Origin of the sequence: Marinilactibacillus sp. GCM10026970 (assembly GCF_042660675.1) — a bacterium.
In the GTDB taxonomy this organism is placed as follows: domain Bacteria; phylum Bacillota; class Bacilli; order Lactobacillales; family Carnobacteriaceae_A; genus Marinilactibacillus.
In genome coordinates this window covers 90,918-109,156 of record NZ_JBHSUL010000002.1, presented here as the reverse complement: position 1 = coordinate 109,156, position 18,239 = coordinate 90,918, and the positions used below count along the sequence as shown (strand labels likewise).

The 18,239-nt window shown below is 37.2% G+C and carries 21 protein-coding genes and 1 riboswitch; of the genes, 1 reads left to right on the top strand and 20 read right to left on the bottom strand.

The genetic code is table 11. The annotated features are described in order from the left end of the window. Window positions 1-186 precede the first annotated feature (186 nt). The 11 genes from ribE to ACFP65_RS00845 all read right to left on the bottom strand — a co-directional run bounded on the left by ribE (window position 187) and on the right by ACFP65_RS00845 (window position 10,073). Window positions 187-648: a 6,7-dimethyl-8-ribityllumazine synthase gene (gene ribE, locus ACFP65_RS00895; protein WP_379915010.1), complete on the bottom strand. Its 462-nt coding sequence runs from the start codon at window positions 646-648 to the stop codon at window positions 187-189. A 25-nt stretch (window positions 649-673) separates the two neighbouring features. Beyond that, window positions 674-1,861, bottom strand: coding sequence for a bifunctional 3,4-dihydroxy-2-butanone-4-phosphate synthase/GTP cyclohydrolase II (locus tag ACFP65_RS00890; RefSeq protein WP_379915008.1), 1,188 nt, complete (start codon window positions 1,859-1,861; stop codon window positions 674-676). A gap of 14 nt (window positions 1,862-1,875) precedes the next feature. Further along, a complete protein-coding gene (locus ACFP65_RS00885; protein WP_379915006.1) occupies window positions 1,876-2,529 on the bottom strand; it encodes a riboflavin synthase in 654 nt (217 codons plus the stop codon). A 14-nt stretch (window positions 2,530-2,543) separates the two neighbouring features. Next, window positions 2,544-3,626, bottom strand: a complete 1,083-nt coding sequence (gene ribD / locus ACFP65_RS00880; protein ID WP_379915004.1) for a bifunctional diaminohydroxyphosphoribosylaminopyrimidine deaminase/5-amino-6-(5-phosphoribosylamino)uracil reductase RibD — start codon at window positions 3,624-3,626, stop codon at window positions 2,544-2,546. A gap of 228 nt (window positions 3,627-3,854) precedes the next feature. Further along, a riboswitch (FMN riboswitch) is annotated at window positions 3,855-3,968 on the bottom strand. Between the two features lie 341 nt (window positions 3,969-4,309). Further along, window positions 4,310-4,537 (bottom strand): hypothetical protein, encoded by a 228-nt coding sequence (locus tag ACFP65_RS00875; protein WP_379915002.1) that lies wholly within the window; start codon window positions 4,535-4,537, stop codon window positions 4,310-4,312. After that, complete coding sequence (locus ACFP65_RS00870; protein WP_379915000.1) at window positions 4,534-4,866, bottom strand: DUF1697 domain-containing protein; 333 nt, start codon at window positions 4,864-4,866, stop codon at window positions 4,534-4,536. Before ACFP65_RS00870 ends, ACFP65_RS00875 begins: the two co-directional genes overlap by 4 nt. Before the next feature lie 162 nt (window positions 4,867-5,028). Then, entirely contained in the window at window positions 5,029-6,351 is a 1,323-nt protein-coding gene (locus ACFP65_RS00865) for an MATE family efflux transporter (RefSeq protein ID WP_379914998.1), read from the bottom strand. A 104-nt stretch (window positions 6,352-6,455) separates the two neighbouring features. Then, window positions 6,456-7,271: a phosphonate ABC transporter, permease protein PhnE gene (gene phnE, locus ACFP65_RS00860; protein WP_225742902.1), complete on the bottom strand. Its 816-nt coding sequence runs from the start codon at window positions 7,269-7,271 to the stop codon at window positions 6,456-6,458. Between the two features lie 14 nt (window positions 7,272-7,285). Beyond that, window positions 7,286-8,113, bottom strand: coding sequence for a phosphonate ABC transporter, permease protein PhnE (phnE, locus tag ACFP65_RS00855; RefSeq protein ID WP_379914996.1), 828 nt, complete (start codon window positions 8,111-8,113; stop codon window positions 7,286-7,288). Window positions 8,114-8,125: 12 nt separating this feature from the next. Beyond that, window positions 8,126-8,905, bottom strand: coding sequence for a phosphonate ABC transporter ATP-binding protein (gene phnC / locus ACFP65_RS00850; RefSeq protein ID WP_379914994.1), 780 nt, complete (start codon window positions 8,903-8,905; stop codon window positions 8,126-8,128). Between the two features lie 106 nt (window positions 8,906-9,011). Continuing rightward, complete coding sequence (locus ACFP65_RS00845; RefSeq protein ID WP_379914992.1) at window positions 9,012-10,073, bottom strand: phosphate/phosphite/phosphonate ABC transporter substrate-binding protein; 1,062 nt, start codon at window positions 10,071-10,073, stop codon at window positions 9,012-9,014. A gap of 361 nt (window positions 10,074-10,434) precedes the next feature. Here ACFP65_RS00845 and mscL point away from each other — a divergent pair, with 361 nt between their 5' ends. Next, window positions 10,435-10,821, top strand: coding sequence for a large conductance mechanosensitive channel protein MscL (mscL, locus tag ACFP65_RS00840; RefSeq protein ID WP_379914990.1), 387 nt, complete (start codon window positions 10,435-10,437; stop codon window positions 10,819-10,821). 47 nt (window positions 10,822-10,868) lie between these two features. Here the strand turns inward: mscL and ACFP65_RS00835 are convergent, their stop codons facing one another. The 9 genes from ACFP65_RS00835 to ACFP65_RS00795 form a co-directional block, all read right to left on the bottom strand. Beyond that, entirely contained in the window at window positions 10,869-11,276 is a 408-nt protein-coding gene (locus ACFP65_RS00835; protein ID WP_379914988.1) for a hypothetical protein, read from the bottom strand. Window positions 11,277-11,416: 140 nt separating this feature from the next. Further along, window positions 11,417-12,634, bottom strand: a complete 1,218-nt coding sequence (locus ACFP65_RS00830; protein ID WP_379914986.1) for an acetyl-CoA C-acetyltransferase — start codon at window positions 12,632-12,634, stop codon at window positions 11,417-11,419. A 60-nt stretch (window positions 12,635-12,694) separates the two neighbouring features. After that, window positions 12,695-13,864: a hydroxymethylglutaryl-CoA synthase gene (locus ACFP65_RS00825; protein WP_379914984.1), complete on the bottom strand. Its 1,170-nt coding sequence runs from the start codon at window positions 13,862-13,864 to the stop codon at window positions 12,695-12,697. Window positions 13,865-14,092: 228 nt separating this feature from the next. After that, entirely contained in the window at window positions 14,093-14,824 is a 732-nt protein-coding gene (locus tag ACFP65_RS00820; protein WP_379914982.1) for a hypothetical protein, read from the bottom strand. A gap of 40 nt (window positions 14,825-14,864) precedes the next feature. After that, a complete protein-coding gene (locus ACFP65_RS00815; protein ID WP_379914980.1) occupies window positions 14,865-15,560 on the bottom strand; it encodes a hypothetical protein in 696 nt (231 codons plus the stop codon). Between the two features lie 43 nt (window positions 15,561-15,603). Beyond that, window positions 15,604-16,314 carry a hypothetical protein gene (locus ACFP65_RS00810; protein ID WP_379914978.1) on the bottom strand — a complete coding sequence of 237 codons (711 nt, stop codon included), beginning with the start codon at window positions 16,312-16,314 and terminating at the stop codon, window positions 15,604-15,606. Window positions 16,315-16,327: 13 nt separating this feature from the next. Beyond that, window positions 16,328-16,642, bottom strand: coding sequence for a PadR family transcriptional regulator (locus ACFP65_RS00805; protein ID WP_379914976.1), 315 nt, complete (start codon window positions 16,640-16,642; stop codon window positions 16,328-16,330). Window positions 16,643-16,783: 141 nt separating this feature from the next. Continuing rightward, a complete protein-coding gene (locus tag ACFP65_RS00800; protein WP_379914974.1) occupies window positions 16,784-17,005 on the bottom strand; it encodes a hypothetical protein in 222 nt (73 codons plus the stop codon). Window positions 17,006-17,029: 24 nt separating this feature from the next. Further along, on the bottom strand, window positions 17,030-18,235 hold the full coding sequence (locus ACFP65_RS00795) for an ABC transporter permease (protein ID WP_379914972.1): 1,206 nt from the start codon (window positions 18,233-18,235) through the stop codon (window positions 17,030-17,032). Between the last annotated feature and the right edge of the window lie 4 nt (window positions 18,236-18,239).

The window sequence follows — 18,239 nt, the reverse complement described above, 5'->3', positions numbered from 1 at the left end:
AGAGGCTGGGACAAAACTAGCCAAATAGAAGAAAGCCTTCAAATCTAGGATATCTATCCCTTGATTTGAAGGCTTTTCTACTTGTCTGATTTTGCGAAACAATGTTAATCAGAAACTTTTGTCCCAATCTCTTTTTATTTTAACGAATATTGCCTGCTTTATCTCATTTTTCTTTTCATGTTCCTCTTAAAATTGTTTCATCAAGTTAGCCATTTCAATAGCTCCTATAGCTACTTCAAAGCCTTTATTTCCTGCTTTGGTCCCCGCTCTTTCAATCGCTTGTTCGATCGTATCCGTTGTGAGTACGCCGAATAATACGGGTACGCCTGTACTATCAGAAGCTGAAGCCACGCCTTTCGATACTTCAGCACAAACATGATCATAGTGTGAAGTTGATCCTTTAATAACCGCACCAAGTGTAATGACTGCATCATACTGTCCTGTAGCCGCCATCTTTTTAGACACCAACGGAATTTCATACGCCCCTGGTACCCAAGCAACATTGATGTCCGTTTCCTTCACACCATGTCTAATGAGTGCATCTACTGCCCCGTCTAATAATTTAAATCCGATAAATTCATTGAATCGAGCAATGACAATTCCAATTTTCAAATCTTCTGCAATCAAATTTCCTTCTAATACTTTCATATTTTTTCCTCCATACAAGGTATCATTATAAGTAATGACCCATTTCTTCTTTTTTTGTTCGTAGATAATCTTGATCATAGATATTTGATTCTATGCTGATAGGTACTCGATTTTCAATCGTTAATCCATAGGCTTTTAAACTAGATACTTTCAAAGGATTGTTTGTCATCAAATTTAATCGATTAACTCTTAAATCATCGAAAATTTGTTTACACTCATGATACTCTCTAGCATCGACTGGTAATCCTAGTAGTATATTGGCTTGAATCGTATCGTGCCCTTGATCTTGTAGAGCATATGCTCTAATTTTATTGATCAAACCTATGCCTCTACCTTCTTGTCTCATATATAGCAGAATCCCTCTACCTTCATCTGCAATCTTCTTCATAGCTAAGTCTAATTGTTCTCCACAATCACACTTTTTCGATGCAAAAACATCTCCTGTCAGACATTCCGAGTGCACTCTACACAACACCGGATCTCCGTCACTGAGATCTCCCATTACAAGCGCGATATGATGCTCATTTGTATAAGCATGCTGATAAGAGTGTATCGTGAATTCTCCGTACTTCGTTGGCAGTTTCGCAACAGAATCCTTACGCATTATTTGTTCCGTTTTCTTTCGATACTCCACTAAATCTTTGATCGTACCAATTTTCAACTCATGCTCAGCCGCGAAACCAATCAGGTCATCTCTTCTCGCCATCGTCCCATCCTCGTTCATGATTTCACAACACAATCCAACTGGCTTTAAGCCGGCAAGACGTGCGAGGTCGACTGTCGCTTCTGTGTGCCCAATTCTTTTTAGAACACCTCCTTTTACTGCTTCAAGTGGAAACATATGACCCGGATGTTTGAAATCTTTAGCTTCTGTTTTTTCTTCCACAAGCTTTAATGCTGTGAGCGATCTTTCATGGGCTGATATTCCTGTAGTTGTGTCTTTAAAATCAATTGAAACGGTAAAGGCCGTACCATGGTCATCCGTATTTCGACTAACCATTTGAGATAAGTCGAATTTATTTGTATATTCTCGTGTCATAGGAATACAGATGAGTCCTCTAGCATATTTAGCCATAAAGTTAATATTTTCTGGTGTTGCAAATTCTGCTGCGCAGATAATATCTCCTTCATTTTCTCTATTTTCGTCATCTACGATAATGACATTTTTTCCGTTTTTAATATCTTCAATTAGTTCTTCTATATCATTGAACATACTTATGCCTCCATCTAAATAAATCCAGCATTCAATAAAACACTCTCTGTTATCGAAGACTGATTTATTGCTTTTTCACTTGATACTTTCAGCAGTTTTTCTACGTATTTCCCAATAAGGTCACATTCTAAATTAACCAAATCACCCACGGTATGTTTGAGCAATGTAGTTTCCTCAGCAGTATGTGGAATGATGGATACAGAAAATGTCGTGTTTGTTACTGAAACGACAGTCAAGCTAATGCCGTCTATAGAAATAGATCCTTTTTCGATTATATACTTGAGACTTTCGAATCCAGTTTCTACGGTTACCCAAACTGCATTCTCTTCGTGTCGATAACTTTTAATGATGCCCGTTCCGTCAATGTGTCCACTGACCATATGGCCACCTAACCGTACTTCTAAAGTTAATGCACGTTCTAAATTTACACGAGATAGATTCGTTAACTGTTGAAAACTTGTTCTAGTCATTGTTTCAGCCATGACATCTGCTTCAAAGGTTTGCGCAGTCATTTTTTCTACGGTCAAGCACACACCTTGAACCATAATGCTGTCTCCGATTTTTGTTCCTTGTAAGGTTTTACTCGCACTAATGGTTATTCGGCTAGATTTTCGAGACTTCCTGATATTTGTCACTATTCCAATTTCTTCAACTATTCCTGTGAACACCTCAATTCCTCCTCTTACAAATATCCTTCTATTAAGATATCTTCTCCTAGTTGGCTTAACTCATACGTTTTAAGTTCCACAGCTGCGCTGACCCTCTGAATACCTTTCCCCCCAATAGGCGATAAGGCATTTTGACCTCCGAATATTTTAGGCGCAATGTACACGGCAACTTTATCTACGACACCTGCTTCAAATGCCGCTGCGTGAATTGAAGCCCCGCCTTCAATCAATAGACTATCGATACCATCTTCCCCTAAAAGCGTCATTAGTTTTTTGAAGTCGAATGTTCCGTCATCTAACTGCATCAATAAAACCTGCACACCCTTTTGCTTCAGTCGATCTATTTTCTCTACACAAGCTGATTCGGATGTAACAATAATCGTAGGCGCTAGATTTAAAGTCTGAAGAAGCTTTGATGACTCTGGTATATTCAAGTTCCTATCTAGTACAACCCTTATAGGATTCGACAACCCTTCAATGCGAGAAGTTAGTAGCGGGTCATCTTTAAGTACCGTTCCAATCCCTATCAATATTGCAGCTACCTGTCCTCTAGTTTTATGCGCATGATTTCTGGATTTTTCAGATGAAATCCATTTGGATTTTCCTGATTCAGTAGCAATTTTCCCATCTAACGTCATTGCATACTTCATAATGACAAAGGGTTTTTGAGTTGTAATAAATTTATTGAATACCTCGTTTAATTTTTCACTTTCTTTTCGAAGTATGCCTTCTCTTACTTCAATACCAGCCTCTCGGAGAAGTTGAATGCCTTTCCCGGCCATCAATGGATTGGGATCCATTGCAGCTACGATGACTTTTTTTATCTTGCTTTCAATAATTAAATCCGTACACGGTGGCGTTTTCCCAAAATGTACGCAAGGTTCAAGTGTGACATAAATGGTTGCGCCTTCCACCGGCTCAGTGGCGGTTTTAATAGCGTTAACTTCAGCGTGCGGTCTCCCATATTGTTCATGATATCCCTGACCTATGACGCTTCCTTCTTTAACAATAACCGCTCCTACGAGCGGATTTGGTGAAGTTTTTCCTCTTCCTTTTTCTGCTAACTTTAGTGCCATTCTCATATAGACTCTGTCCATATAGATTCTCCTTCCATCAAAAAAGCCCCAAATCTTTATGAGATTCAGGGCTTGGCTTTTGAAATTAGTGGTATTCAAATAAACAGACTCCTAGTATACGGTTGTTCCTATACAGTAGAGAACGCTAAAAACCCTGGAAAAAAATTTTTCCCAGGGCATTCTGAATACAACTAGCTATTATCCTAAAAGTCAATAATTACAGACTCTCAGAATATTCACTATATCATTCAATGTCTTCTTTCATCCAGACTGTACTGTCGGCTTCGGAATTTAACCGAATCTGCCTTACGGCTCGTGGGCTTTACCACCGGTAGGGACTTTCACCCTGCCCTGAAGACTATTCACTTTTGTAACTCAAGAATAAAGAGTCAAAAATCTTTTGTCAACAACTTTTTCTTCTGTATACCTATTTCTATTTTCAAAAAAGCTAATTATTTATTAATCATTTCCACCATTGCAGTCCCCTAATACGAAAGTTTGATGTCTGTTAAATCCTTTTGAATAGATACTTAGAAATGCATTTCAGCCCCAAAATTGATATACAGTGATTAAGATCGATTCTTGTATTTAACTTATTTAAAATATAGAAAGATTTGTAAATTTCCACACATCATAATACATTTGAAATTACTCAATTCTCTACTAGAAGTTCCTGATTATATGATTACTTTTATTGTAAAGTGTCAGGTTTGAATCATTTCCCATAGCCTTGTGGTTGTGTTCCAATTTCTAACAGTTATTGACTGATAAATATCTTTTTTTGCAAGTCTGCTTAATGCACTTTTAGCATAATCCGGATGCGTTGGTCCAGGTCTACTGTAATAGATTACATTTGTTCCGCACCAAGATTGATCAATCCCGTCACGTGTATCAACTTCTTTCATAGCTTCTTCAGCAGTAATGTCTATCAAGAGATATCGTAACGATAATCCACCGTCTGATCAATTTTCCCATAATCTTCAGGAGCTTCCATTACAATGGATTCATAAACGATTTTACTTAACGTCAATATTTTTACTGAAGTCGTATCTAATTTGAATTTTTGGGTTAGTAGAGTCGCTACTTTCTGGGTGATGGTTTTACTGGATAGATTAGATTCAACAACTATATTTCCACTTTGAATATAAGTTTGAACAGTTTCAAATCCTTCTTTTAATAACTCAGTACGCAAGTCTGCCATCTTCACTTTATTTTTTCCACCGACATTGATTCCTCGAAGTAGCACAATATACTTTTCCATCCTCTCAAATCCTTTCAACTAAAAGATAGATTTATTGTACGCTTATTTTTCTTCGTATGTTTAATTATTAATGTAATAAGTCTCTAAAAGCTATTATCCTATAAAAAACACCCGTTAACTGTTCTGTAACTGAACAAATCAGCGGTTGATTTAGTTATAAATTTATTTTGTAGAAATTTTTTTCTGCTTAATCCGTTTTTTTGGATTCATCTTGATCATGATCCAACCGACGACTACGGCTTCCGCTACTACATAAGAAGACCACACACCAGTCATTCCATACAGGTAACTCAGTAGTAAAACAACTGGAATGATAATAAATCCACCTCGAAGCAGTGAAAAGAATAAAGCTAATCTTGGTTGATCTGTTGCACTGAAATACGTCGTCAAAATTGTATTTGCGCCAGCAAAGAAAAATCCCATAAAGTAAATTAAAAGACCAACAATCGCCATCTCTTTTACGTGAAGATTCTGGTCACTATTAAAAGCAGAGACAATACCGTCTCTAAATACAAAAGTCGAGACATAAATTAGCGTGCTAATAGAAAGCGCAGTGGCTATTGACAGTCTTAATACGTGTTTCATTTTGTCTAAATCTTTGAGCCCATAGCTATCACTTAACAGCGGCTGCGCCCCTTGTGCGACCCCCGTGAACAAGGATAAGACAACAAAGGAGATGTTGGCGACAATACCGTATGCGGCTAATCCTAAATTTCCTTCAAGCGTAAAAATAATGGTATTAAAGGAAAACATAACAACCGCTGCCGCAATTTCATTGATAAATCCAGCTGCACCCAAGTAACAGATATCTTTCATCACTTTTAGCTGAATCCCTTGAAATACAAACTTCAGCTGATTCGTTGGGCATCTAAAGTGCATACTTAAGATGGCCAAACTGCTGATCGGTGCAATACTCGTTGCTAGAGCTGCTCCAAACATCCCCATATCCAATGGAAAAATAAAAATATAGTCCAACACAATATTCAAGAAACTGCCCAGTAACATACCGTACATTGCTAGTGACGGATCTCCATCATTTCTAACAAAAGATTGCATGGCATTATTCAAAATAAAAAATGGAGAAAAGAATAGTAATGTTCTCAGATAGATGGATGTGTTCGCGAACGTTTCGTTATTAGCACCAAGCATGCGTGCAATATTGTCCGCTCCTATGACACCTATAATAGAAAACACAATGCCCACAATCAATCCAAATAGAAGGGATTGTGTGTAAACACTTCGGGCTTCTTTCGTTTTTCGCTGTGCATTCAGTATGCTAAAGCGTGAAGCACCACCCAGTCCTAGCATCAACCCTATACCGTGGATCACACCGTAAGCCGGTATACTTAAATTCAAAGAAGCGATCCCGTTGGAGCCCAAAGCTTGTGCAATAAAAAAAGTATCCGCTAGAATATACAAAGAAATTCCGATCATACCTAAAACATTTAAACTGACATATTTAAAAAATAATTTATTGGTATTCATTTAAACCCTCCGCAGCACGGTATAATTATTCAAAACCGGCGCTTTCCAATTATAATAAAAAGCTGCATCTTTTCCAAGATGCAACTTCTCGAGTATACTATATTTTATTTTGTTCCGCTAACTAATCTAGATCTTAGTTTGTTTGAGAATAGTTCCACTAAAAGAATCAGTACGACTAACCCAATCAAAATAGATCCAACTTGGTTCCAACGGTAAGATCTCATGGCAAAAATCAGTGGTGCACCGATACCACCAGCACCAACCAATCCTAAAATCGTCGCATCACGCAAGTTCATATCGAAACGATAAATCGTTGTTGATAGGAAACTTGAAAATAGCTGTGGTAAAATACCATAACGAATTTTCTGATACGTAGTACAACCCATTGAAGTCATTGCTTCTAGTACACCACGGTCTAGATTTTCAATAACGTCGACGTACAGCCTAGAAATCATACCAATCGAAGTGATCGACATCGTGAGTACCCCTGCGTAAGCGCCTGGACCTGTTACACGGATAAACATAATCCCGTAAACAAGTGATGGAATCGTACGAATAAAGATTACAACCAGCCTTGTGATATAAGCCACTGGTCCACTGACTACACTTGGCGCCATCAAAAATGAAATGGGAATAGCCAGCAAGGAACCAAATACGGTTCCCAGTAAAGCGATCGCAATAGTTTCATACAATAGATACGGTACACCTTGAGTTGAAAAGTCGAATAAGAATTCTAAATCTGGCGTTACAATCCCTCTGACAATGTTGACTGCCAGACCTGTCCCCTTTTGATCTAAACCTGTAATATCGACCCCTATAAATGACCAGATCAGAAGAGCCAGTATAATGATTGATATTGTCACAAAGTACAATTTACGGTTTGGAGCTTTGTTATATTGTGTTTGAATTGCTTCGTTCATTTAACTCTTCCTCTCTAAGACAATTTACGTCTGAAGTATTCGCTGATCCGTTCAATAATGAACACTACGATCATCAAAACTAAAAGAACCATTCCCACACTAGGATAGTCTCTCCAGCCCAGACGCTCGTTAAGAACCAGACCAATACCACCAGCGCCTACGTATCCTAAAATTGCCGCATATCTAACGTTTCCTTCAAATGCATACAGTGATACTGACAAGTATGTTGGTAATACTTCTGGAATAATCGCATATCTGAAAGCTTCTACCTTTGATAATCCCATTGATTCATTTGCTTCAAAAGCGCCCATGTCCACATTTTCAATGTGTTCATACATTAGTTTTCCGACGTAAGAAGACGTAAAGATGAAAATGGATAACATCCCTGCCATTGTCCCTAATCCGAATAAAAAGGTAAAAATTAGTGCCAGAACCAATGTAGGTAAAGTTCTTAAAATACTTAAAAAGAACTTAAAGAATCCATTAACGAATGTATTTTTAATGATGTTGCTAGACGAAAGTAAGGCTAACGGTACAGCTACTAGCGCACCAGCAAGCGATCCTAATAAAGACATTTGAATGGTATCGAATAAGGGTTCCCAAATGTTTGAAAGAAACTCAAAGTTTGGTGGGAACATTCCAATAATAATAACAAAAAACTGGTTACCACGTTTCCATAATAAAGATAAGTCTGCGCCCGTCGTTCTAAATGAAGCATACGTAGCAATCAGCACAAGCAAGAGAATCAATGGTGTTCTAGAAGCTCTTTGTTTGACTGTTTTACCATTTTCCAATGTATAAGTTTTCGGCTTGAAAATTTTATCGTAAACTGTTTCTTCCAATGTTTCTCCTCCTTACACTTTTGCTTCTTCAGGATCATCCATGTGCGGAACTTCAGTCAAACTACCATAGATGTTGTTCAATACATCTTGTGTTACATCTTCTGATTTCCCATCATAAACCACTTCACCTTTACGAACGCCGATAACGCGGTCTGCGTATTCCAAAGCTAGTTCAACATGGTGAATATTGATCAAAATAGACATTTCCATTTCCCGATTGATACGTTTGAAATCGTCCATAACAACTTTTGCCGTTACCGGATCCAAAGAAGCTACGGGCTCATCCGCTAAGATGATTGAAGGATTCTGAGCTAACGTACGCGCTAGTGCTACACGCTGTTGCTGTCCACCAGACAGTTGATCTACACGGTTGTAAGCTTTATCTAAAATACCGACTTTATCCAATGCTTCAAGAGCTGCAATCTTTTTCTCTTTAGGAAATAATCCTAATGTTTTTCTCCAAAAAGACAATTCTGGAACAGAAGAAACCAGTACATTGTTTAATACAGTCGTTCTCGTTACAAGGTTGAAAGATTGGAAAATCATACCGATTTTACGGCGGAAGTCTCTCACTTGTTTTCCTTTTAAATTACTTACATTTACTCCGTCTACATTTAATGTACCTTCATTGATTTCATGCATCCGATTAATACAACGGATCAAAGTAGATTTACCTGCTCCAGACAAGCCGATAATCGCTACAAATTCTCCTTGTTCAATCTTCAAGTTTACGTCTTTTAATGCAGTAACCCCATTCGGATAGGTTTTATTTACATTAATAAATTCGATCATAATTCACGTTGTCCTTTCTAAGACATACTCAAAAAGAAAGCCAGGAGATTGAGTCTCCTAGCTTGATCTTTGGGTATTGAGTATTAAGTTTAATGACTTCTATTGATTAGTTTGTCAAATCTCTAAGGATTTGTTGTGCTTCACGTTCTACATCGTAATCTGAACTTTCAGATTTTTCGTATCCTTCGTGAGAGTAGATTGAGATGATTTCTTTACCTTCATCTGTATTCGCAATGTTGATAAACGCATCTTGTAGTGCAGCTTTTAAATCATCTGTCATAATGTCAGAGTTTTTACTCACACTAATTGTATCGTTATAGATACCAGGTGTTACGCCAATTACATCTGTAGAATCCCAGATTGTATCTTCTCCGCCAAAAGTACCTTCCCAATCCTCAACATAGTCACGACGAGCATCTGCATACATTACTGCAACGTCTGCTTGTTCAGTCGCAAGACGAGATACTGAAGTTCCATATGAATCTGCTTGAGAGATTTGGCTCAAGTCAGATAGAGATTGTTCGTAATTTTCTTGCATCCAGATTGTTGGATAGATGTATCCAGCTGAAGAAGAAGAACTCATAACACTCCAAGAAGCAGAGTCTAAATCTTCCCATGTTAATTCTTCGCCATTATTTACTTTGTCTGCTAATTCGCGGCCTTTCGCAGAAGGGCCCGCAACTAAAATTGAACGATAGTAAGTTACTTGCTCGTCCGTTGGGTCAGTTGGTTTATTTGCATTCCATTCAGCAGGATCTTCTGAATCATTGTTTAGTCCTGCACGAGTTGACGTTAAAATAACATCTGCTCCATCATCATAAAGTACGTATGTTCCACCAGGTAAGAATCCAACATCTACAGAACCCGCAGACATTGCTTCCCCAACAGCTTCATAGTCCGTACCGACATCGATTTTAACGTTGTCAATATCATATCCTAAATCAGCCATCTCGTCTTTAAGGATGTCTTCTAAAGGTGCAGTTGCAGCTACGATTTCTTCTGGATCACGTGAAGGCACAAATTGAACAGATAATTCTTCAATCGCTACGTTTCCATCTTCGTTTGTTTCTTCAGAAGCTGAGTTGTCGTCTCCACCATTTCCACATGCTGCTAGTACTAGAGTTGAAGCAAAAGTAATTCCTAAACCTTTTAACCATTTATTAGACAAAATTTTTTCCTCCTAGTTTTAACTAAGTACAACTTTACAATTATTTCAAATATGCATATTTCTTGTCCATCTAAAATAGTAACATTCGATATTACAAAAGTCTACTCAATTTTGTGAACATTTTTCTAAAAACACATATTAAAACACGAACAATCGAGCTTGTTTCTATGACAAACCACTGCATTTTGTACAAGTTCCGTTTTCTGGAGATTTAGTATACCCTTTTTCTAAAGGGACTTTCTATCAATTTTATGTAAAAATCACGTAAAGGAAAATAGTAAAATTTGAAAATCTACTCATTCTTCAGTAGAATGAAAAGGTGTATTTGTAATTTTATTTTTAGAAAGGATTTTAATTGAACATGATTAAAGAATTTAAAGAGTTTATTGCTAGAGGAAATGTATTGGAGTTAGCAATCGGGCTTGTGATGGGATCTGCCTTTACAGCTATTGTGAACTCTCTTGTTGAATCTATTATTACACCAATCATTGTTGCTTTAACAGGCGAAGCAGAAATAGCAGATTTATCTTTAACAATTGGTTCAGCACCACTAGGGTACGGACAATTTTTACAAGCCGTTATCAACTTTTTACTGATTGCACTGGTCCTCTTCTTTATGATTAAGTTTATCAATACACTAACTCTTAGAAACAAACCTGAACCAGAAGAGACACCTGTAGAAGCGCCTACTGTAGAAGAATTATTAGAAGATATTAGAGATTTACTGGCTAAAAAAGATGCAGAATAATTAAAATAGAAGGTCCTCTAATTTAGTTTTAGAGGACCTTCTATTTTTTACTTTATCAGTTCTTCAAACTGACGTGCAGACTCTCCTTCGAGCCTGAAAACCGTATGTGTATCTACCCAATCCATTAAAGAGAGCTGAGTTGGATCTTCTTCCCACCAGATAGAATAGGTTTCAGATTCATCATCTTCCCCTTCAAAAACCATTTTATAATTTGGATCTATCATATCTACGATTCCATCCATCTGGGTTGCAGTAGACAACATCGAGTTGACAATTTCTAGTTCACCTTCATCTGAAGAATCAAATAAGTACTTTTGATCAATATCGCCTGTTTCTGTTAACGCTACACTAATGATTTCATTCGTTTCTTCTACTGGCTCGACGGTCTCATTTGTTTTTGGACTACTACATCCCATTAAAAACAAGGACAAGATCACCCATTTCGCTAATTTCATGCTTGTCTCCTCATCAAAACTTGTTTTGCAATCTATTCGATACCTTGATTATATTGAAATCATTGACAAACGTCACCCTAAAAATCCATTTAAAAACAAAAAAAGAAAAACTTTCAAAATGAAAGTTTTTCTTTTTTTGTTTAATCAACATCTGTGTTTCTAATGATTACAGCAGCACCCATTCCGCCACCGATACAAAGTGAAGCGATCCCATATTTTAGACCTTTGCGCTTCAATGTATATAACAAAGTCACTAAGATACGGTTTCCACTTGCACCAATTGGATGGCCTAAAGCAATTGCGCCACCATGAAGATTGGTTTTTTGTTTTAACGCTTCTTTATCTACTTCAAAAGCCTCAGATAATTCCTGAATCACAGCTAGACTCTGCGAGGCAAAAGCTTCATTCAACTCTAGAAGATCAATATCTTCAAAAGACAGACCCGATTTTTTCAACGCTTGTTTTACGGCAGGTACTGGTCCCATCCCCATAATAGATGGATCGACACCACCTTGACCGATTGCTACAATTTCAGCTAGCGGTTGGATGTCGTGTTGCGTCAAATAGTCTTCGCCCACGATGACCGTTGCGCTTGCGCCATCGTTCAAACCAGAAGCATTTGCTGCAGTTACTGTACCGTCTTTCTTGAATGCTGGTCTCAAAGACTGCATCTTTTCAAGATTAGCATTACGATTTGGATATTCATCTGTATCTACAGTGATTTCTTGCTTACGTCTTGAAGTCCAACTGACAGGTACAACTTCATCATTAAACGTACCTTCATCTACTGCAGTCAATGCTCTCTGTTGAGAATCATATGCGAAAGCATCTTGATCTTCACGAGATATTTTGTATTGTTCTGCAATGTTTTCAGCTGTTATACCCATATGGTAACCTTCAAACGCGTCTGTCAGACCGTCATGAACCATGTGATCGATTGTCTGGAAGTTCCCCATCTTGATTCCGTCACGTGTACGACCTGGCAACAAATAAGGTGCTTGACTCATCGATTCGGTTCCACCTGCTATAACAACGTCGTATTCTTCTGCGCGAATACCTGTGAAAGCATTCATGACCGTTTTGAGTCCACTACCGCAGACCATATTCGTACTATAAGCAGGAGTCGTTTCCGGTATTCCAGCTTTAATCGAAGCTTGTCTAGCCACACCTTGACCTTGACCAGCAGACAAAACGTTTCCCAAAGACACTTCATTGACCTCTGAAGGATTGATGCCACTTTGACTTAATACTCCTCCAATAGCCGTTTTTCCTAAATCTGAAGCAGATACGTCTTTTAAAGCACCTAAAAATGAACCGATTGGTGTTCGCTTAGCACCTGCTATATATACTTTTTGCATAAAAGAAACGTCTCCTTTATTTAAAGATAGCTTTTGAATCCACATTGTTCAGTCGTCTGGTTAATTTTTACCGTAATGACGAATGTTCGCTTGAACACCTTTCAGTACAACCGTACCAGAAGTTGTTTCTAGAACGTCTAACTCGATGTCTGTTGCATCTTTTGGCAAGGCTTGTTGTAAAATGTTTTCGTACTCTTCTATAGATAATTCACGACGTTTGTTGAGCAAAGCCTCGTGTTCGTCTTTCAACATGTGTTCTTTGTAACCAGATTTGACTTTTCCACTAAAGAATTCGCCAACCCCGCCAGAACCATAGCTGAATAAACCGATACGTGCGTTTTCTGGAAGTTCAGGTCCTTGTTCTAGTAAAGATAACAGGCTTAAATAAAGAGATCCTGTATAAATGTTTCCGACTGCTTTGTTGTAAGAAATGCTTGGCTCATAATATCCCATCAGACGAGTAGCATCTTCTTCAGAAGCGTGTTCCGTTAAAGCTTTTAATGCCTTTTTACCCATTTTAGTGTACGGTACATGGAAGCATAGTGCTTCAAAATCACTGAGGTCCCGGTTGTTTCTTTCTTTGTACTCACCCCAGACATCTGTTAAGAAGTTCAGATAAGCTTGGTTCGAGAACTTGCCGTCTACTATGGCATAGTCCGAGTGTAGTGGGCGCCAGAAATCCGAAATATCTTCTGACATAGATACACTATCCGTATCCAGTGCTAAAATGCGAGGATTAGCAGATAAGACCATTGCGACAGCACCCGCACCTTGTGTTGGTTCTCCGCCAGTATTTAAACCATATTTTGCAATATCTGTTCCTAATACAAGCACTTTGCGTTCAGGATGCAATGAGATGTGTCCCATAGCCATTGTGATTGCAGCTGTCGCACTATAACAAGCCTGTTTCAATTCAACCGAACGTGCATATTTTTGGATACCAGTTAAACGGTGTACCCACACAGCCCCAGATTTTGAATGATCTACTCCAGATTCTGTTCCTAATAAAACAAAATCAATAGCTTCTCTATCTTCTTCGTTCAAAACTTCAAGTGCTGCGTTCGCAGCCATGGTTACCGCATCTTGAGACAATGGCGCTACAGCCATTTTTTCTTGACCAATTCCGATCGTATACTTAGCCGGTTCGACACCTCTAACCTCAGCCAACTTTTCCATATCTATAAAAAATTCAGGGGTATAAAACCCAATTTTATCTATCCCGATTTCCAAACGATCGTCCTCCTATGTTCCGTTTTTTATGCATCCTGTTTATCTTCTTGTTTTATTATAAATGACCTTCCTAAAAAAAGAGTTAAGATTCATAAAAGCGCATTAATGATTATGTGGTCAACTTCCATCAGACAAGTTTTCGCAACTATATCGTAACATAGGAATTACCTCTAATTAGTATTATATGCTCACAGATTATTATATTTATTTACTCCTCTTATCAGAACATTATCTGTTGATTAAGAACGGCATTACAATATGGTTCATGATACCCATAAAAAGTGAACCCCAAGTAGCCATCATTAATATCGACCAGATATCCCGTTTTTCTTTCGGTGTTTTAAAATATTTCCACGTTATCATCAACGCCGCTAAGAATACTAGATTGGCTACTAATAAGTAGGGGAATTCAATAACAAATAAATTTGTTTTAAAGAAAAACTCTAATAGAATGATCGGTAGAAGAATGAGACCTATAAGCAATTTAGAAAGCAGGCGGTTTTTTCTGGAATTCCGCTTTGTATAGATGCCTTTCTGTAAGATATTAACTATCATCCCTACAGCAATCGTAATACCCAAAATTCGAACCACAAAGCTGATAATATCGACGCTTGAATTTCCTACTGCGAAAGCAAAGAAAAAGTAGAAACTAAATACAACCCCAAACGTTTTCAAAATTCCAAGCCAATCAAATTTTAAGGTAGCTAATAATTCATCTGCCGAGGATTTTGGATCTTTTCCAAAGTAAATTTCAGCTGACACACCTTCTTTTTGAGCTTGAAGTATATCTTCTAGTACTTGTAATAAGAATTCCTCTATTTCTTTTTCATTTTTGAAATAACTACCGTATCTAACATAATCTGCTAATTTTTCATAGTACTTCTGATTTTCTATGTACAAAGTTTTACTAATCTCTTCATTGCGTTCAGTCATTTCTTTAACACTTTCTGTACGCTTCATAGTTCGCCTCTTTCTACTCTACCGTCATTCCTAAATTTTATTACAGGTAATTCAGTGTTCCGATTATCAAAGAACCCCACAAGAAGACCATGGTCATAAACCAGTCTACTTTACTTTTATTCTTGTAAACAATCATCAGAACTGTCACTACTAAAGAAACGACAAATACTATACCTGCAAAAATAGCAAAAGGAATTTCAATTGGCCATGTTAAAAAAACCATTTGATCTCTTAATATCCCTACTAGTGCGAATGCTATACCAGCTAACGCACCACCAACAACGATTCTAAACAGTGTATCCATTTCACTAAAAACATCCCACTGTAGCAATTTCTTCATAATTCCCCAGAAGGCAGCTGTTTGCACGGTTAGCGTAATAAGATCAACAATATCTATTGAAAATCTATTTAAAGCAAAATTGAATAAGAGTACAACAAATAAAAATACACCAATTGTTTTTAGAAGTTCTTGCGGTTTATTTTTTAGCTTGGTCAAAAAGTTACTTGCAAATTCTTTGGGTTGATTATTTACATATTCATTAACCGTCTTACCCTTTCCTTGCGCTTCAATCAATTCGTGAAGAAAGTCATTCAGTCTGGTCTCTAATTCCATCGGATTTTTAAATGTATTTCCAAATTGAATATAGCTTTCAATCTTAGCAAATTGTTTTTTGTTTTCTTCTGTGAGTGTTTTCTTGAGTTGCTCATTTTTTTCATGTATATCTGTATGTTTCATTGAATTTCCTCCTTTTATTTATTTTGAAACTTCAATACCCTAATTAAAGGGTATTTATTATTCCAAATATTAAAGCACCCCAAGCTAGTATTAATAACAAAACCCAAATTTTACGTTCTTCTGCAGACATTTTGAAAAACTTCCAAGTAAATGACGAAACAGCAAAAAAATAAAGACCGAAGGGAATAAATAAAGGCAAGGAGAAATTTAGAAAATTAGGTAAAAGAGTTGCTTCGATAAGTGGTCCTGAAACAATAATAGTAATCAAGCTGATTATATAAAGACTTTCTTTTAATTTAGAAGATGACCGGTGAAAACTTTCGTTTTTCAATAGTTGTAAAAAAATGAATACAGCTAAGTACAAATATCCAGTTCTAAATAATATAGAAGTTAAATTTATAGAAGTTTCTGCAGAAACAATCATATTTAAGAGCGAAAATATTGAACTAATCCCAAAAACTTGAAGTAATATTTTTAAACCACCAATTAAGTTATAGTCAATATTATTGACTATGTTATTGGCAGACGTTTCAGGATCTCTCCCAAAGTAATCTTCAGCCATTACGCCTTCTTCTTGAGCCACGATTAAATCTTGTAGAACTTCTAATAGTACTTCTTCAATCTTTCTTTCATCCTTGAACCAGCTTTTAGTTCTTACGTAAACAAGCAATTCTTCGTAATATACTTTGTTTTCTTCAGTCAGTTCTTCTCTCAGTTCATTATTTTGCTGGATGACTAATTTAGTACTACTCATACTGTCTCCTCCTTTAATTTATTAAATGATGGACGCTGCTTTCCAGCTCTTTCCAACTCTGTACGAAGTCATCACAATATTCTATGCCTTTTTTGGTTATCTGATAGTATTTTCGGTCTGGTCCATCCGGCGATGGTTTTTTGACACTTGTCGTTAATTGATTTTTTTCGAGTTTTTGTAAAATTGGATAAACTGTTCCACCAACAATGTCTTCAAATCCAGATTTTTTAAGTTGCTGTACTAGCTCGTATCCATAGACTTCTTTCTCTTTAATAATCAATAAAACACATCCTTCTAGGACACCTTTTAATAATTGAGTCTTTTTCATTCCATCACCTTAACCTTCACTAGGTTGTATTACTTAATAGTTAACATCATCTTACTTTATCTTATCTAAGTTGTAAAGCATACTAGTGAAATGATAAAAACTCGAGCAAAGGATTTTCCTCTTTTGCTCGAGTTTTTACTGTTACTCTATAGGTACTTCGCTATCTTGATTTTTGAACTGCACTACACAAATTAAAAGATAACTTATAGGATAGATCACAGTGTAAGTGATTAAGAATAGATCTAGACGATCTCTTAATAAAAACAAAAGAATCAAGAAAATCACTAAGAATACGAGTTGTTTTTGCTGATTACATTTATCTTCAAAAAATTTATGTTTGGTGAATGTAACATATCGATTCATCTAGTCTAACGCCTCCCATCAGTCTTAAAGAATCTCGATAATTTCTTTCTTACTTGCAGCGTTCGCTGGTGCATAACTGAAAATCAGCCCGACAAGAGCGGAAACACCGATACAGATAACAATCGTCAATACGTCTATTCCTGTTGAGAAAGGTAAGAAAACTGAGGCGATGCCGGAGAAAAACCACCCTAGCAAATAGCCCACAACACCACCAATACTCGTCATCATCACACCTTCTAAAACGAATTGTGCTCGAATACTCTTTTGAGAAGCACCTAATGCACGTCGAATTCCGATTTCCTTTGTGCGTTCAGATACAGAGATATACATCATATTCATAACGCCGATTCCAGCTATAAACAGTGAAATCCCCGCCACACTTGCAACAAATAGTGTAATTCCTCTCAATACTTGAGAAAGACCATCATCTAAAGCAGACATATCGAAATACTCGTAACTTCCCATATTGCGCATCGTTCCATCTTCTTCTAAAAGGAAAACTGTCTCATCCGCTACTTCTGAAGGAAGGTAGCCTCGGTCGACTGTAATACTGATTTCGTTTCCTACAGAAAACTGATCATGGTAACGTTTATAGGTGTTTAAAGGAATCTCGATTTCTTCGGACACGAAACCACCCAAGAAACCAGATGTATCAATCTCATCTCCGTGTACACCAACAATCGTGTACAATTGACCGCTTAGCGTTAATCCTTTTCCAATCGCATCCTCTTCTGTGCTGTATACGTCTTGAACTAGTGAAAAAGGTACAACGGTCACTCTTTTTTCTCGATCATTATCAATAGAATCAAGCGATCTACCTGCTATCACTGGTCTTCCTTGCTCTTCTGTCAGCGTCGCATCTGCATAGCCTTCTTCTCCATCAATCATTGTATCTAAAGAGGCATACAGATAATCCATATTCACGACTTCTACATCATTCACCCCTGGAAGATAGCGAATGGATTGCAAATCCATATCAGAATATAAAGGTTCATTTGTCTCGTACATCCATTCTGGATCAGTTGACTGGAATTGAATATTGACGGTCAACAATTCTCCTTCGTCAGGATTTAAAGAGTCCAGAACATAATTTTCAAATCCTCTACCGATAGACATGATTGTACTAACCGCCGCAATCCCGATGACAATTCCAATCATTGTTAAAAAGCTTCGTTTTTTGTTTCTAAGTAGCGCGTTCCACGCGCCTTTGAAAAATACAATAGGCTTCATTTTC

Excerpts from the sequence above, each read along its gene's own strand:
- ACFP65_RS00820 (WP_379914982.1), bottom strand. The coding sequence starts at position 14,824 with ATGAAGCGTACAGAAAGTGTTAAAGAAATGACTGAACGCAATGAAGAG.
- ACFP65_RS00815 (WP_379914980.1), bottom strand. The coding sequence starts at position 15,560 with ATGAAACATACAGATATACATGAAAAAAATGAGCAACTCAAGAAAACA.
- ACFP65_RS00865 (WP_379914998.1), bottom strand. The coding sequence starts at position 6,351 with ATGAATACCAATAAATTATTTTTTAAATATGTCAGTTTAAATGTTTTA.
- ACFP65_RS00890 (WP_379915008.1), bottom strand. The coding sequence starts at position 1,861 with ATGTTCAATGATATAGAAGAACTAATTGAAGATATTAAAAACGGAAAA.
- ACFP65_RS00830 (WP_379914986.1), bottom strand. The coding sequence starts at position 12,634 with ATGCAAAAAGTATATATAGCAGGTGCTAAGCGAACACCAATCGGTTCA.
- ACFP65_RS00810 (WP_379914978.1), bottom strand. The coding sequence starts at position 16,314 with ATGAGTAGTACTAAATTAGTCATCCAGCAAAATAATGAACTGAGAGAA.
- ribE (WP_379915010.1), bottom strand. The coding sequence starts at position 648 with ATGAAAGTATTAGAAGGAAATTTGATTGCAGAAGATTTGAAAATTGGA.
- mscL (WP_379914990.1), top strand. The coding sequence starts at position 10,435 with ATGATTAAAGAATTTAAAGAGTTTATTGCTAGAGGAAATGTATTGGAG.
- ACFP65_RS00795 (WP_379914972.1), bottom strand. The coding sequence starts at position 18,235 with ATGAAGCCTATTGTATTTTTCAAAGGCGCGTGGAACGCGCTACTTAGA.
- phnE (WP_225742902.1), bottom strand. The coding sequence starts at position 7,271 with ATGAACGAAGCAATTCAAACACAATATAACAAAGCTCCAAACCGTAAA.
- ACFP65_RS00870 (WP_379915000.1), bottom strand. The coding sequence starts at position 4,866 with ATGGAAAAGTATATTGTGCTACTTCGAGGAATCAATGTCGGTGGAAAA.
- ACFP65_RS00835 (WP_379914988.1), bottom strand. The coding sequence starts at position 11,276 with ATGAAATTAGCGAAATGGGTGATCTTGTCCTTGTTTTTAATGGGATGT.
- ACFP65_RS00800 (WP_379914974.1), bottom strand. The coding sequence starts at position 17,005 with ATGAATCGATATGTTACATTCACCAAACATAAATTTTTTGAAGATAAA.
- ribD (WP_379915004.1), bottom strand. The coding sequence starts at position 3,626 with ATGGACAGAGTCTATATGAGAATGGCACTAAAGTTAGCAGAAAAAGGA.
- ACFP65_RS00805 (WP_379914976.1), bottom strand. The coding sequence starts at position 16,642 with ATGAAAAAGACTCAATTATTAAAAGGTGTCCTAGAAGGATGTGTTTTA.
- phnC (WP_379914994.1), bottom strand. The coding sequence starts at position 8,905 with ATGATCGAATTTATTAATGTAAATAAAACCTATCCGAATGGGGTTACT.